We start from the raw sequence: 13624 nt of genomic DNA on the forward strand, positions 1-13624 counted from the left end.
TGTGAGCAAACTTACTACACGTATCCGGGCCCGACAATTGCTGCGGTGAGGCAATCGGAGAACATAATGCCTACTCCAGACCCGGTGCGCCTGCTCATCGCGGACGATGACCCGAACGCTTTGGCAGCATACGGGTTATTCTTCCACGCCCATGGTTACGAAACGCGGACAACAGGAGACGGCGCGGACGCGCTTGCAGAATGGCGTGCCTGGCATCCGAACGCTGTTGTTCTCGACATTCAGATGCCCGGTATGGACGGGCGCGCGGTCGCAAGGGAGATCCGGCGCCTGCAATCCGCGCCGTTTCCATTGCTGGTGGCGGTTACTGCGCTGGCATCGACTTCCGAACAGGCCGAATCAATCAGATCCGGGTTCGATCATCATTTTGTAAAGCCTGCCGACCTGCCGGCTGTGCTCGCTGTGATAGCGGCCCGCGTACGCCCTGGCGCCACGGACGACTCGTAACAATGAATGGACTCAGCGGCAAGCGACCGCTTTCGGGTACCTTGGCGACCGCCCGGCCATGGCCGTACCCGGTCCGATCATTCGGCGTACCGAAATCGGCGAAACAGAGAGGGAATCAGTCAACTGGGCCAAGCAACACGTCGATTGCGGCTTGTCCGGCGATTTCGCCTACCAGGTAGGCCCATCGTTCAGTGAAGGGGCCGTTGCGCAGCGATACGCGACCTCCCCGCGCGCCGAGCACTTCGAGGTTGGTACCGCCTTTTATCTGAAAAGTCACATCAAACGTGTCTTCAGCAGCCGGAGTCAATTCCACATAAATCTCGAAGCCGCGATACGCGATCAGTCGGTGCATGCAAGCCTCCGTTTGGTCATTGGAGACTAACATGAAAGAGAACCCTGAACGGTTCTGTTCACAGCCTTGAAGTTGCTGCCGTCGATGGCCACTCCGATGTCTGGATTGTCGTTGCGGACTACGATCGTTTTTACACAGACTTCGTTCTGCGCGTCGGCATCGCCGGGTCCGCGAACAGGTCGATCACCACGTTGCGCAACCAGCGATTGCCTTCGTCCTGCTGGACTCGCGCGTGCCAGAGCAAATGGATAGGCGCCGCGGGTAATTTCGAGGGCAATGCGCGCAAGCTCAGTGAGAACGGCGCTGCCAGTTGCAAGGCCAGTCGCTCCGGCACCGTGGCAATCAGATCCGTGCGTTGCAGGATAAAGCCGACGCTCATGAAGTGAGGCACCGTCAATCGCACCTGGCGCTGCACGCCTCGTCGTTTCAGCCATTCGTCAACCTGACCGTGTCCGGTGCCGGCGGACACCACCACCAGATGCTCGGCTTCACGCCAGGCAGCGAGCGTAAGCGGCGCGTCTTCCAGCGCGTGGCCGTGCCTGAACAGGCAGACATATGGCTGATTGAACAGGCGGCGCTGATAAAAGCCGCCCTTGAGCTGCGGCAGTAGTCCGATGGCGAGATCGACCCTACCCTCGGCCATCTCGTTGCTCAGATTGACGCTCGTATCGCGAACGGTATTGAGCGCAATGCCCGGCGCCTCGCGCGACAATCGCTCGACAAGCGCGGGCAGAAAGACGACCTCGCCGATATCGGTCATGCCGATCGTTATCGTGCGCGTGACACGCAGCGGGTCGAACCCAGTCTCGGGATTGAGCGCGGCATGCAGCGTGGCGAGCGCCTGAGAAACCGGCTCTGCCAGACGGATCGCGAATGGCGTGGGCACCACGCCGCCCGGCGCGCGCACGAACAGCGGATCACCGAGCCGTCGACGCAGTTTGGCAAGTGCGTTGCTGACGCCAGGCTGACTCATGTTCATCTGCTCAGCCACGGTTGCTACGCGCCGCTCCTGCATCAACCGTTGGAAAAGCAGCAGCAGATTGAGATCAACTTCACCTAGTTCCATGACTCGGTCCCTCCGCATCATTGATTTTAGTGATGACGTAGATTTCTCCCATTTTATTGTGCAATGGGCGACCAATGTCGAGAATTCAGACAAGGCGTACGCATCGGTTTTCCTCACAGTACCCATGCCGTGCCGACTCAATCACATAGTCTGAATATTGGAGACACCCCATGGAACAGTTGGATCTGAAGATCGCAATCGTCGGTGCTGGCATTGGTGGCCTCACGCTCGCGCTCGCACTGCGAGAACATGGCGTCGACGCGCAGCTTTACGAGCAAACCGACGAGCTTCGCGAGGTTGGAGCGGCCGTCGCGCTGTCGGCGAATGCGACGCGGTTCTATGAACGCATGGGACTGCGTGCAGCGTTTGACGCGGTTTGCGCTGAAATACCCGCGCTGGTTTATCGGGACGGGCGCAGCGGCGAAGTGATTGGACAGCATCGTGGCGAACCAAGCTACCGGCAGCAGTTCGGCGGTTCGTATTGGGGCGTACATCGCGCGGATCTGCAGGCCGTCCTGTCGCAAGCGGTCGGCCTCGAACGTATCCATCTCAGCCATCGACTGATCGATCTCGTGCAGCATCCGGATCGCGTGAGTCTGAGTTTCGCCAACGGTCGGCAGATCGACGCCGATCTGGTGATCGGCGCGGACGGGGCGCGCTCGATCACGCGGCGCTGGATGCTCGGCTACGATGACGCCCTGTATTCGGGCTGCTCAGGTTTTCGTGGCGTGGTGCCGGCCGGACGCATGGATCTGCTGCCCGATCCCGAGGCCATTCAATTCTGGGTCGGACCGCAGGGCCATCTGCTTCACTATCCGATTGGCGACAAAGGCGACCAGAACTTTCTGCTCGTCGAGCGCCATCCCTCGCCGTGGCCATCGCGCGACTGGGTCACACCGGCGAGCGAGGGTGAGCAACTGCGCCTGTTCAAGGACTGGCATCCGGCGGTGGTGCAGATGATCACAGCGGTGCCGATCAGCCAGCGTTGGGGTCTGTTCCATCGTCCCCCGCTGGGGCGCTGGAGCAAGGGCCGTGTGACGCTCATCGGCGATGCAGCGCATGCGCTCGTGCCGCACCATGGCCAGGGCGCCAATCAGTCGATCGAAGACGCCGTGGTGCTGGCCGCGCAGTTGGCCAAGGCGGGACCGGGTCGCTGGCGCGAGGCGCAGGAGGCCTACGAGCGGTTGCGGCGGGGCCGCACGCGCAAGGTGCAATACGCCTCGATATCGACGGCTGACGTGCTGCATCTGCCGGATGGACCCGAGGCGCAGGCGCGCAACGCTCGCCTTCGCGCACGCGACAGCCTGCTGCATCATCTGGACTGGATTCACGATTTCGACGCCCTTGCGCAAGAACCAACTGAACGCCAGGGCGGCACCTGGCTTTGAACTGCGCAACTCGCGGTGACGTCGACTGGTTACGCTTTGCCGTGACCAGATTGGCAGCAATCGTTGGCGTATGGGCGCGGCTGAACGTTAGCTCAGCCATCGGCCACTATTGCTGCGTGAGCATCAGGTTCAGGTTCTGAACCGCAGCGCCGGATGCGCCTTTGCCAAGATTATCGAAAACCGCGGACAGCAGGACGTGCCCGTGTTCGGTGTTAGGAAATACGCTCAAGTGCATGTCGTTCGTGCCGTTCAGCACTTGCGGATCGAGGTGCTTCAAGGCGCACGATTCCTGCAGCGGCAAGACACGTACGTGGGTCGCCTCGGCATAGTGGCGTGCGAGACATGCGTGTATCGTGGCGCCATCCACGTCGGGTGCCAGCAGCCGTAAATCCAGGGGCACCGTCAGCACGATGCCCTGGCGGAACGCACAATACGCGGGGACGAAGATCGGACGTTGCGCGAGCCCGGCGTGCCGCTGGATTTCCGGGGTGTGCTTGTGCGCGAGTTCCAGACCATATACCTGGAATGAAGGCGCATTGACGGCACCCTGTCCCTCATGTTCCTCCACGCCGGCACGCCCGCGTCCGGAGTAGCCGGACACCGCATGAATGCTGACAGGATAGTTGCCTGGTATGAGCCCAGCCTGCATCAGGGGACGCAGCAAGCCAATTGCACCCGTCGGATAGCAACCGGGATTGGTGACTCGACGTGCGTTCGCAATGCGTTCCGCCTGTCCCGGCGTCATTTCCGGAAAGCCGTATGTCCAGTCCGGCTGTGTGCGGTGGGCGGAACTTGCGTCGATTACTCTGACAGCAGGATTAACAATGGCTTCCACTGCCTCGCGCGCGGCGGCATCAGGCAAACAGAGGATGGCGATGTCGCAGGCGTTGATGGCTTCTGCGCGACGCTGCGGATCTTTGCGTTCCGCAGCGGCAAGCGTACACAGTTCAAGGTCGGTCCGGTTGCGCAGCCGTTCGTGGATTTGCAACCCGGTGGTGCCTTGGTCGCCGTCGATGAAAACAACGGGAGAGCTCATACGTGGAATACTCCGCTAACGGGAAGGACGAGCCCCTATGTTCCATGGACCGCTAGAATAGAGAAAGTTGAATTTCATAACGTGAACATTCAGTTTTTCTGAATCTGGACGCCGACATGCGAGAAATCAGCCTGGACCGCTTGCGCACTCTGGTCGCCATTACCGACCGTGGCTCATTTGCCGACGCGGCGCGCGCATTGAATCTGGCGCCGCCAACGGTCAGTCTCCACATCGCTGAACTCGAAGACCGCATTGGGGCTCCACTCCTGTCACGAAAGCGCGGGCACGTAAGGCCATCGGCGATAGGAGAGGTGCTGGTGGAGCGTGCGCGTCGACTGCTGGCCGATGCGGAGCAGGCGTTAGACGATATTCAACGCCAGGTGCAGGGGCTCGAAGGGCGCGCGCGGCTCGGTGCGTCGACTGGCGTGATCGCGCACCTGTTGCCGCAAGCGCTCGAGGTGCTGCGCCAGCACCATCCCGCTATCGACATCCAGATTGCAGTACTCACGTCACATGAAACGCTGTCCCGACTGGCGGATGGAACGCTGGATATTGGGCTGGTCGCGCTGCCTCAGCCCCCGGTGGCTGGGCTCGTGATAAAGCCTTGGCGCCGCGACCCCGTGATGGCCTTTGTGCCGGCGCATTGGCGGTGTCCGGCCCGCGTCACGCCTGAATGGCTCGCCAGCCACCCTCTTATTCTCAATGACGCGACCACGCGTCTCTCGCGTCTGACTGCGGAGTGGTTCGCGACCGCGGGACACCATCCTGCGCCGCGCATTCAGCTCAACTACAACGACGCGATCAAGAGTCTGGTAGCGGCAGGTTACGGCGCCGCGCTGTTGCCCCATGAGGCCACTACGCCATTACCCGACAAGCGCATCGTCATGCGTCCGCTGCGCCCGGCGTTGTGGCGCCGGCTCGGTATCGCACATCGTGCAGGGTACGTTGAGCGTTCCACACAACACGTACTTGATGTGTTGTGGGATCTGCGATTGGCGTAGGCGTTGACACTTGCCGCTTCGGGAGCAATCACTCGACCATCATGCCGGGTAGACGCAAACATCAACGGCATTGTCGCGTCTGACGCAACTCTGAGTCGAGGCGCAGGCAGTTATTCACTGCATAGAGCGACACTAGAATGAGCCCGTTTTTGATTACCTCAAATGGGCAAGTACTATGTCTTCTTTGTTCGATCCGTATGATCTCGGGCCTATCCGGCTCAAGAACCGTGTTGTCATGGCGCCGATGGAGCGCTCTCGCGCGCGCAACCCGGACTGGGCGCCGGAGGCCGACACTGCGCGCTATTTTTCGCAGCGTGCGGGTGCCGGTCTCATCGTGACGGGCAGCATCTCCATCAGCGAATGGGCTCGTACCTGGGCGTTCGAGCCCGGCCTTTACACGCCAACCCAGATCCGGGCCTGGCGTTCTATAACCGGAGAGGTTCATGATCATGGCGGAGTGATCTTCGGGCAGATCAGGCATGGTGGCCGCGCGAGCCATGTTTCGCATCAGCCGAATCGCCAGAGCACAGTTAGCTCTACAGACACCGGCGCGACGAAAGCAATTTCAATGGCGTTCGATGAGAATGGTCAACCGGCCTTTCTGTTGCAAGGCAAGCCACGCGCATTGCGTACTGATGAGGTGCCTCAGATCGTCGGCGAGTTTGCTCAGGCCGCGCGCAATGCTATCGAAGGTGGATTCGACGGCGTCGAGATCCACGGTGCCAACGGCTATCTTCATGATCAGTTCATCAACGGAACGCTCAACACGCGCGACGACAGGTATGGCGGATCGATTGCAAATCGTCTTCGCTTCACGCTTGAGACTGTCGATGCGGTTGTCGATGCCATCGGTGGCGAGCGCATTGGCATCCGCCTGTCGCCCTTCGGCCGCTACAACGAAATGCCGGCTTTCGATGACGAAGCGGATACGTACTTGACGCTGGCGTCTGAGCTTTCGAAGCGCGGCATCGCTTATGTGCATTTCAGTGACCAAACACGATGGGCTGACGACGTCTCCATTCCTGAAAATTTTCTCCGGGTGTTTCGCAGCGCCTTCCGAGGACCTTTGATCCTCGCCGGTGGTTATCTCCGAGAAAATGGAGAGGCAGCTATCGATTCGGGAGAGGCTGATCTGATCGGGATCGGGAAGCCCTTCATCGCGAATCCAGACCTGGTCGAGCGCCTGCGCAACGGTTGGCCGCTCAATCAATGGGACGAGGATACGTTTTATACAGCGGGAGCCAAGGGCTATACGGACTACGGAGTCTACAAGTAGGACAGCGTCGTAGCTCCCCGCTCTGAAGCTTGTTCATGCAATCTGCTGAACACAGCGCGCAGACAGACGCTTCGCTGCCATCGGGCTACTGGAGAGCAGCGTGCTTCTTTAACTTCGCTCACACGAGGTATGCGGTTCATTGCATGCGCGCTGCTACAGGAAACTGACGCATGCTGTCGAGCAGGGCGTCGACGATAACGCGAATTTTCGCCGGCAACGCAAGTGTTCGCGGCCACAACAGATTGATTGGCACCTCGCCGCCCGACATGCCGTCGAACACTGTGACAAGATTGCCGCTGCTGAGGTCATCCTGGACCATCCACAGAGGCAATTGAGCGAGCCCATGTCCTGACTTGACCGCAGCCAGCACCATTTCGAAGTCGCACACCCTGTGTTTGATCGGTACAACGTGCGGGGCGATTGAGCCGTCCTGCTGCTTGAGCAACCACGCCACACGATGCGGGGAATTCGAGCCGGCAATACAATCGTGATGGGCAAGGTCGGCTGCATGCTGGGGCGCGCCGTGTGCAGCAACATACGCCGGAGATCCGCAGATGACCAATTGTTGCACGCCCAGCCTTCGAGCGACCAGGTCGGTAGAGTCGCCTGGTTCGCCAATCCGCACGGCGAGATCAATGCCCTCGTCGATCAGGTCGACCAGCCGGTCATTGAAGCTGACGTTGAGTTGCAAGGCAGGACATCGGGCTGCCACGTCGAGCAGGACAGGCATCACGTATAGCCGACCGAACGCGGTCGGAAGATCGATACGAACCGGGCCTGCCGGTCTGTTCTGAGCGAGCTTCAGGATAGTCTCGCCTCGTTGCAGTTCATCCAGCGCGGCCGCGCAATGTTCTAGCCACGCTTCGCCATAGGACGTCAGCGTGAGACGACGCGTCGTGCGGTGAAGCAGTCTCGCGCCAAGTCGTGCCTCCAGACGCGAAACTGCGCGACCGACTGCGGACTTGGTCAGACCAAGCTCGTCGGCTGCAGAAGTGAACGTACCAAGTCGCGCAACCGCCACGAACTCCGCGATGCCATCGAACTGTAGGCTGGTAGGAAAATCGGTAGGCATATATCGGCAGTTGAAGCAACAAAGCAAGTGTGGCGAGGCTGACTCACGACGCTACGCCACAATTTTCAGCCCCCAGGAACCTTGAGATGCAGAGATCCTTTTCGCTCTTATGTTACACAATGAGGCGAGGACGAGCTCGCAAATGAGCACATTACCAGGCATTAGTTGCGGCCGATGGCATGCATCGAATAACCCTGAACGAATCCGGTCGAATACCAATGTTCAGGGCCGCGATCGACTCAAGTCAACCCTCATCGCCACTCAGGACCGTCGATGAAGCGTCAGATGACGTTCACTACTGACGCGTTGCCGGAAGCGAACATTCTTTATTGATTTCGACGTTCGCAGTTCAAGCTAACGGGCACTTAAAACGTGATGCATAAGGCCCCCTCGCCCTCATTGCAATCTCGGCGACGGAAATAGCCGTTCGCAAAGTCTAACGGCCACTCGCTTACATCCGTCTTCTTGCGGTTTGTTAATTCTTGCCGCTATTCGCCGACCTGGAGTGGCGTAGCGACGGCCACACGCGCTTTACTACACCTCCACCACCCAACGTCGGCGAATATCAGCTCAAGGCATGACTTGGCCGCCGTTGACTTCGATGATTTGCCCCGTGACATAGCTACTCGCTTCATCACTGGCCAGAAACAGAAACGCACCCGTACATTCTTCAGCGGTGCCTAAGCGCCCCATTGGAATAGCCGCAGAAAAGCGCTTTAGAATCTCCGGGCTGGAGTGTCCGTCATGGAAAGGCGTTTCGATCACACCCGGTGCCACCGCATTCACACGGATTTTCTCGCCCACCAACTCTTTCGCCATCGTCCGGGTAATGGTTGACACGAAACCCTTGCACGCCGCATAGAGCCCCGCACCCGGGCCCCCGCCTGTCCGGGCCGCTTGCGTTGTCACGTTGATGATGTTTCCACCGCCCGATCCCGCCATGAGTGGAATGACGCGGCGGCTCACCGCGACCACGGACCGCGCATTGAGACGAAAGACATCGTCGATATAATCGTCGTCTGCTTCGACAATTGGCGCGCGCCGCACAAATCCACCCGCGTTGTTCACCAGAACGTCGATGCGTCCGAAATGCGAGTGTACCTTCGCCACCATCTCATCCACCTGGCTGGACTCGGTAATGTCGGCCTGCACGGCAATTGCATCACCGCCGGCCTCCTTGATCTGCGACACGACAGATTGTGCTGCTGACGCACCACTCCGATAGTGAACAGCGACCCTTGACCCGCATTCACCGAATGCGCGGGCGAGTGCGGCCCCGATGCCGGAACTTGCACCTGTGATCAACACCACCTTGTTCTTCAAATCTCGCATAGATGCTCCGCCATGTTGATTGATCAGACTCCGCGCAACGACAGTTCGACGTGCTTCAGACGTCTTACCATCCGGTCGACGAACTGAAGCGTCACGTGGGCCAGTGCGCGTTGATTCGGCGCAATGACGCCGACAGTGAGCGCGTTGACATTCACATCGTCAAGCGGCCGCCATACCACTTCGCCACGCGCCAGCTCGTCGAGAAACGCCAGCTTGGAGAAAAACGAAATACCGCGACCCGATGCGATCAGGCGCTTGAGAAGCGTTGTCGAATTGCACGTCACGCTAGGCTTCAGAGATTCCCAATACTCGTGAAAATCATTCGCCACGACACCCTGAATCGGCGAGCGTCCTTCGAGTCTGAGAAACGCATGGTTGCGGCATTCTTCGAAGCTGATACGTTCCTTCTTCGCCAACGGGTGCGACGAAGCCATCACGACCCCAGGCGGCAGGGACACTTCCGTCACGACATCGAGGCCGGCCGGCAGCTTCGTGACGTACGAAATGCCGAGATCATATTCACCGCTCACCAGCCGCGCGGGAACATCGTGAGGCGGCACGGCGGCAATCGAATACGTCACCGCCGGGTAAGACTCGGAGAACTCTTCCACCGTGGCGGGCAGAAAGTCGACGAAGAGCGAGTCCATCGCCGCCACCGACACATGCCCTTTGCGCTCCCCCTTCAATGCATCGAGTTCACTGCGCATCAAATGAAAGTCGTTCAGTGTCGAACGGATATGCTGGAGCACGCGCTCGCCCGCAGCGTTCAGGCGAATGCCATTCGGCAACCGGTCGAACAGTTCGGCTCCCATCTCCGATTCGAGCTTGAGAATCTGCCGGTTGACCGCACTGGAAGCGACATACAGATTCTGTGCGGCTTTCCGGATCGATCCGCAACGCGCCACTTCAACGAAATACTTCAGGACATTCGCATGCATCGTGTTGCCTCAATTCACTGCGCGCGCCGGCCACCCGGCGACCACGGGATGGTCGCACGATATCTTGCCTACATCGCATGCGCCACCAGGTGAACCCAGCGCACTGACTCCAGTATCGAAGAACTCCCGGTTGACGCCGGTGAATCGGACCTCGACCTGCGGAACCTCGTCTTCGTGGAAGATAGCCTCCGTCGGGCACACCGACACACACACGCCGCAACTGATGCATTCATCGGGATGAATGTACAACGTGCGCTCGCCTTCGTAGATGCAGTCGACGGGACAGCATTGCACACAGGCGCCGTCCTTGACGTCGATGCAGGGCGACGTGATGACGTAAGCCATTAGCGTCCGCTCCAGCGGGGTTTGCGTTTCTCCTGGAAGGCGCGCACGCCTTCGTGAGCATCCTCGGATTGCAACGCCGAGACGAGTGCGGGTAGCCGCAGGGCCTGAGCCTCCGCCGCTGAAAGCGTCGACGTCCGCCGCACCACCTGCTTGATCGCCTGAAGCGAAAGCGGCGCACACGCGAGCAACGCCTCGACCCAGCGCTCGACGGCCGCATCCAGTTCCACACGTGGCACGACTTCGTTGACCAGCCCCATGTCGAGCGCTTCGAGTGCGGACACCCGGCGCCCCGTCAACAGCATTGCCATGGCCTGCCGGTACGGGATCTGACGTTGCAGGAGTGTCATGCCACCATCGAGAGGCATGCGTCCAACAAGCGCCTCCGGCAAGCCGAAGCTGGCCTCTTCGCACGCAACGACGAGATCGCATCCCAGCACCATTTCAAATCCGCCGCCGAGCGCATAGCCGTTCACGCGGGCAATCACAGGCACGTTCAACGTTTCACGCAGGGCGATGCCGCCAAATCCACCCGGGCGCGGCGCGGCCCAGTATTCGAGCCCGCTCATCGACGGGTTCTTGAGATCGGCCCCGACACAGAAAGCACGGTCACCCTCGCCCGTCAGCACGACGACGCGTATATCGCGGTTATGCTCCAGTTCGTTCCAGACGCGCTGCAGTTCGCTCTCGGTTTCCAGGTCCACGGCATTGAGCGCCTCCGGGCGAGCCAGCGTCACAGTGGCCACATGTTGTTCGATTACCAGTCTTACGCTCATGCGACCTCCGGCGCGACCGTCCCGCGCAACTGGTTGAGAATCTCGTTGGTATGCTGCCCGAGCCTTGGCGGAGCGCGCCGCAATCCGACAGGCGCCCGCGACAGCTCGATTGGACTGCCGATGAAGCGCACCGGCTGGCCTTCACCTTCTCCTTCGATGATCAGACGGTTGTGCAGTGTCTGCGGGTCAACCAGGGCTTCTCGCAGGTCGCGCACCGGGGCGCAAAGCAGATCCTGCTCTTCCAGTCGCGCGAGCCAGAAGTCTCGCGTGTTGCTTGCGAAGCGCTCGCGGAAAATCCTTTGCAACTCATCCTTATGGCGGAACTGCTCGTTCAGATTGCAAAAGCGTGGATCGACGGACAGGTCGTCGATCTGCAGCGCCGCACAGATATCGCGAAGCGGATTCGGCTTGAATGCGCCGACAAGGACGAGCGCACCGTCCTGGGTATCGAACACACCCGAAAGCGGCATGGCTGCCCAGTTCACTTCAAAGTCGGCCATCATGATCATCGCCGCCTCCTGCATCTGGATCGCGAGCATCGAGTTGTACAGCGACACGTTGACCTTCTGCCCTTCCCCCGTACGCTCGCGATGCAGCAGTGCGAGCAGGATGCCCTGCACCATGTGCATGCCCGCGGAATAGTCGGCGAGTGCTGTCGGGTACACGGAGATCGGCAGCGACTCATCCGCGCGGCGCGCCATCACACCGCTCATCGCCTGCGCGAGCACGTCCTGCCCTCCCTTGTGCGCATACGGTCCCGTTTCCCCGAAGCCTGTCCCCACGGCATAAATGATGCGGGGGTTAAGGCTCCGGCATGCCTCGTAACCGATGCCCATCCGATCCATCACACCTGCGCGAAAGTTGCTGACGACTACATCCGCGTCGGCGATCAACTGCTTCAATGCCGCCATTTGCCCGGCATCGCGCAAATCGAGTTCGAGGCTGCGCTTGTTGCGGTTGAGACTGCAGAAGATCGGGTTGTCGGCGCCCGCGACGGGCTCGAATGTCGAGCGGCTCAGATCACCCGCGCCGATGCGTTCGACCTTGATGACGTCCGCGCCATAGTCGGCCAGCATCTGCGTGCAGACAGGTCCCATCATGACCTGCGTCAAGTCGATGATACGAACGCCGTGAAGCGGCAAATCCTGCGTGAATGCGTTGTTATTGCTGGTCATGCTGCTGCCCTCGCGTCGATGTGAACGGCAAGCGGCGGAATGTCCGTGTTGCGGCCAGTCTGATCGCCCGGATCCGCCCCTTGGGCGCGCAGCGTCTTCTGCAGAGCGCCCACGTCGACATTGCGAACGGACACACCCGCGCTGAGCGCAAGCGCTGCCGCTACGCCAGCGGCTTCGCCCATCGCCATGCAGGGGGGAATTTCGCGCGACATCTTTTGTGCCTGCGACGTCGCCGAATAGTGACGGCCTGCGACGAGCAGGTTGTCGATCTGCTTCGGCAGCAACACGCGGTATGGCATGTAATAGTCGCGTCCGCGAGCGATGCTGTCTTCGAAGCGCGTGCGCTGCGCGAGATCCTCCTTGCTCATCACATACTCGCCTTCTAGCAGGCGAGTCTGACGCACGCCCGTTTGCGGCGCGACATCGATCACAAAGCAGTTTTCGAAACCCGGCAGCTTTTCGCGCACAAAATCGACCACGGCATGGATATGCTTGCGGCCCTGCATCTCGGCGCGCGTCAGATCCTCGGGTTTGAGGCCATCGAGTCCCGCCATGTGCGGACAGTTGCACCACACGACGCCCGGCAAGGGTGTCTTGAGCCACCAGTAGCCCCACGAGCCACCGAGAATGCGTTTGATCTGGCGGTCGAGCAACGCGAACGCCTCTGGCTCTTCGGCCTCGAAACGTTCTGCCGCATCAGTATCGACACCACCGAGACGAAACACCGTCGTCGTGATGTACGTGCCGCCGACATGCGGCACACCCGCCGAAGCGGCAACATCCAGGTCGCCCGTCGCGTCGATCACCACATCGGCAAGAATCGCTTCCCGTCCGCTTTTCGTATCGCAGATCACGCCCTTCACCTGGCCGTCCTCGACGAGGGTTTGGGAAAACCACGAGTGCAACCGAAGCTTGATACCGAGCTCTTCCACCATTTCGAGCGCGACGCGCTTCATCGCATCGGGATCGAAAGCCGCCGCGAAGCACACGGGATGCGGCGTCTTCTGGCTGTGAAAATCGAATGTGCCCCAACGTCCCCACTGGCGATAAGCAGCGGGATCTTCACCCCATTCATGCGACTGCGGAAACACGGCCAGCTTGCGCGCCGCCATCCGTTCGATGAATGTCATGCAGGTGCCGCGCACCGAGATCTCACGAAGGTGGTTGTCCCACATGTCGTCGAGTACCAGCACCATGCCACCCGATGCGAGCCCGCCAAGATGGTTGTAACGCTCGAGAAGAATGACTTCCGCGCCATTTCGCGCCGCACCGATCGCCGCCGACAGGCCTGCGGGACCACCCCCGACTACCACGACATTCGCCTTCGCGGCCACGCGCACGTCGCGAGCGGGTTCCTGGATCAATTCGCTGATCATGTTCATTTCGTCTCCTTTCAGAATTGCTT

The 13624-nt window shown here is 60.3% G+C and carries 14 protein-coding genes; 4 read left to right on the forward strand and 10 right to left on the reverse strand.

Going from position 1 to position 13624, the window contains the following annotated elements; genetic code table 11:
* Positions 1–66: 66 nt before the first annotated feature.
* Entirely contained in the window at positions 67–465 is a 399-nt protein-coding gene (locus C2L65_RS39690) for a response regulator (RefSeq protein WP_042305364.1), read from the forward strand.
* Between the two features lie 115 nt (positions 466–580).
* On the opposite strand, the gene C2L65_RS39695 is transcribed toward C2L65_RS39690, so the two are convergent.
* A complete protein-coding gene (locus tag C2L65_RS39695; RefSeq protein ID WP_042305263.1) occupies positions 581–817 on the reverse strand; it encodes a hypothetical protein in 237 nt (78 codons plus the stop codon).
* A gap of 130 nt (positions 818–947) precedes the next feature.
* Complete coding sequence (locus C2L65_RS39700) at positions 948–1883, reverse strand: LysR family transcriptional regulator (protein ID WP_042305264.1); 936 nt, start codon at positions 1881–1883, stop codon at positions 948–950.
* 170 nt (positions 1884–2053) lie between these two features.
* Here C2L65_RS39700 and C2L65_RS39705 point away from each other — a divergent pair, with 170 nt between their 5' ends.
* Entirely contained in the window at positions 2054–3271 is a 1218-nt protein-coding gene (locus tag C2L65_RS39705; RefSeq protein ID WP_042305265.1) for an FAD-dependent monooxygenase, read from the forward strand.
* 106 nt (positions 3272–3377) lie between these two features.
* Here the strand turns inward: C2L65_RS39705 and argC are convergent, their stop codons facing one another.
* Positions 3378–4307, reverse strand: coding sequence for an N-acetyl-gamma-glutamyl-phosphate reductase (argC, locus tag C2L65_RS39710; RefSeq protein ID WP_042305266.1), 930 nt, complete (start codon positions 4305–4307; stop codon positions 3378–3380).
* Positions 4308–4423: 116 nt separating this feature from the next.
* Between argC and C2L65_RS39715 the strand changes: the two genes are divergently transcribed.
* Complete coding sequence (locus C2L65_RS39715) at positions 4424–5308, forward strand: LysR family transcriptional regulator (protein WP_042305267.1); 885 nt, start codon at positions 4424–4426, stop codon at positions 5306–5308.
* A gap of 175 nt (positions 5309–5483) precedes the next feature.
* On the forward strand, positions 5484–6584 hold the full coding sequence (locus tag C2L65_RS39720) for an alkene reductase (RefSeq protein ID WP_042305268.1): 1101 nt from the start codon (positions 5484–5486) through the stop codon (positions 6582–6584).
* Positions 6585–6720: 136 nt separating this feature from the next.
* On the opposite strand, the gene C2L65_RS39725 is transcribed toward C2L65_RS39720, so the two are convergent.
* The 7 genes from C2L65_RS39725 to C2L65_RS39755 form a co-directional block, all read right to left on the reverse strand.
* Positions 6721–7656: a LysR family transcriptional regulator gene (locus C2L65_RS39725; RefSeq protein WP_042305269.1), complete on the reverse strand. Its 936-nt coding sequence runs from the start codon at positions 7654–7656 to the stop codon at positions 6721–6723.
* 570 nt (positions 7657–8226) lie between these two features.
* Positions 8227–8988, reverse strand: a complete 762-nt coding sequence (locus C2L65_RS39730) for an SDR family NAD(P)-dependent oxidoreductase (RefSeq protein ID WP_042305270.1) — start codon at positions 8986–8988, stop codon at positions 8227–8229.
* Between the two features lie 23 nt (positions 8989–9011).
* Positions 9012–9926, reverse strand: coding sequence for a LysR family transcriptional regulator (locus C2L65_RS39735; protein WP_042305271.1), 915 nt, complete (start codon positions 9924–9926; stop codon positions 9012–9014).
* 9 nt (positions 9927–9935) lie between these two features.
* Positions 9936–10271, reverse strand: coding sequence for a ferredoxin (gene fdxA / locus C2L65_RS39740; RefSeq protein ID WP_042305272.1), 336 nt, complete (start codon positions 10269–10271; stop codon positions 9936–9938).
* Positions 10271–11044: an enoyl-CoA hydratase-related protein gene (locus C2L65_RS39745; RefSeq protein ID WP_042305273.1), complete on the reverse strand. Its 774-nt coding sequence runs from the start codon at positions 11042–11044 to the stop codon at positions 10271–10273. The genes fdxA and C2L65_RS39745 overlap by 1 nt, the downstream gene beginning before the upstream one ends.
* On the reverse strand, positions 11041–12219 hold the full coding sequence (locus C2L65_RS39750) for a CaiB/BaiF CoA transferase family protein (RefSeq protein WP_042305274.1): 1179 nt from the start codon (positions 12217–12219) through the stop codon (positions 11041–11043). Before C2L65_RS39750 ends, C2L65_RS39745 begins: the two co-directional genes overlap by 4 nt.
* Positions 12216–13601, reverse strand: coding sequence for an FAD-dependent oxidoreductase (locus tag C2L65_RS39755; RefSeq protein WP_042305275.1), 1386 nt, complete (start codon positions 13599–13601; stop codon positions 12216–12218). The genes C2L65_RS39750 and C2L65_RS39755 overlap by 4 nt, the downstream gene beginning before the upstream one ends.
* Positions 13602–13624 lie beyond the last annotated feature (23 nt).

The sequence above is a fragment of the Paraburkholderia terrae genome (genome assembly GCF_002902925.1).
Taxonomy (GTDB): domain Bacteria; phylum Pseudomonadota; class Gammaproteobacteria; order Burkholderiales; family Burkholderiaceae; genus Paraburkholderia; species Paraburkholderia terrae.

Bases quoted from the DNA above. Each gene is read 5' to 3' on its own strand.
- C2L65_RS39750 (WP_042305274.1), bottom strand. From the start codon at position 12,219: ATGACCAGCAATAACAACGCATTCACGCAGGATTTGCCGCTTCACGGC.
- C2L65_RS39730 (WP_042305270.1), bottom strand. From the start codon at position 8,988: ATGCGAGATTTGAAGAACAAGGTGGTGTTGATCACAGGTGCAAGTTCC.
- argC (WP_042305266.1), bottom strand. From the start codon at position 4,307: ATGAGCTCTCCCGTTGTTTTCATCGACGGCGACCAAGGCACCACCGGG.
- C2L65_RS39700 (WP_042305264.1), bottom strand. From the start codon at position 1,883: ATGGAACTAGGTGAAGTTGATCTCAATCTGCTGCTGCTTTTCCAACGG.
- C2L65_RS39695 (WP_042305263.1), bottom strand. From the start codon at position 817: ATGCACCGACTGATCGCGTATCGCGGCTTCGAGATTTATGTGGAATTG.
- C2L65_RS39735 (WP_042305271.1), bottom strand. From the start codon at position 9,926: ATGCATGCGAATGTCCTGAAGTATTTCGTTGAAGTGGCGCGTTGCGGA.
- C2L65_RS39690 (WP_042305364.1), top strand. From the start codon at position 67: ATGCCTACTCCAGACCCGGTGCGCCTGCTCATCGCGGACGATGACCCG.
- C2L65_RS39720 (WP_042305268.1), top strand. From the start codon at position 5,484: ATGTCTTCTTTGTTCGATCCGTATGATCTCGGGCCTATCCGGCTCAAG.
- fdxA (WP_042305272.1), bottom strand. From the start codon at position 10,271: ATGGCTTACGTCATCACGTCGCCCTGCATCGACGTCAAGGACGGCGCC.
- C2L65_RS39755 (WP_042305275.1), bottom strand. From the start codon at position 13,601: ATGAACATGATCAGCGAATTGATCCAGGAACCCGCTCGCGACGTGCGC.
- C2L65_RS39705 (WP_042305265.1), top strand. From the start codon at position 2,054: ATGGAACAGTTGGATCTGAAGATCGCAATCGTCGGTGCTGGCATTGGT.
- C2L65_RS39745 (WP_042305273.1), bottom strand. From the start codon at position 11,044: ATGAGCGTAAGACTGGTAATCGAACAACATGTGGCCACTGTGACGCTG.
- C2L65_RS39715 (WP_042305267.1), top strand. From the start codon at position 4,424: ATGCGAGAAATCAGCCTGGACCGCTTGCGCACTCTGGTCGCCATTACC.
- C2L65_RS39725 (WP_042305269.1), bottom strand. From the start codon at position 7,656: ATGCCTACCGATTTTCCTACCAGCCTACAGTTCGATGGCATCGCGGAG.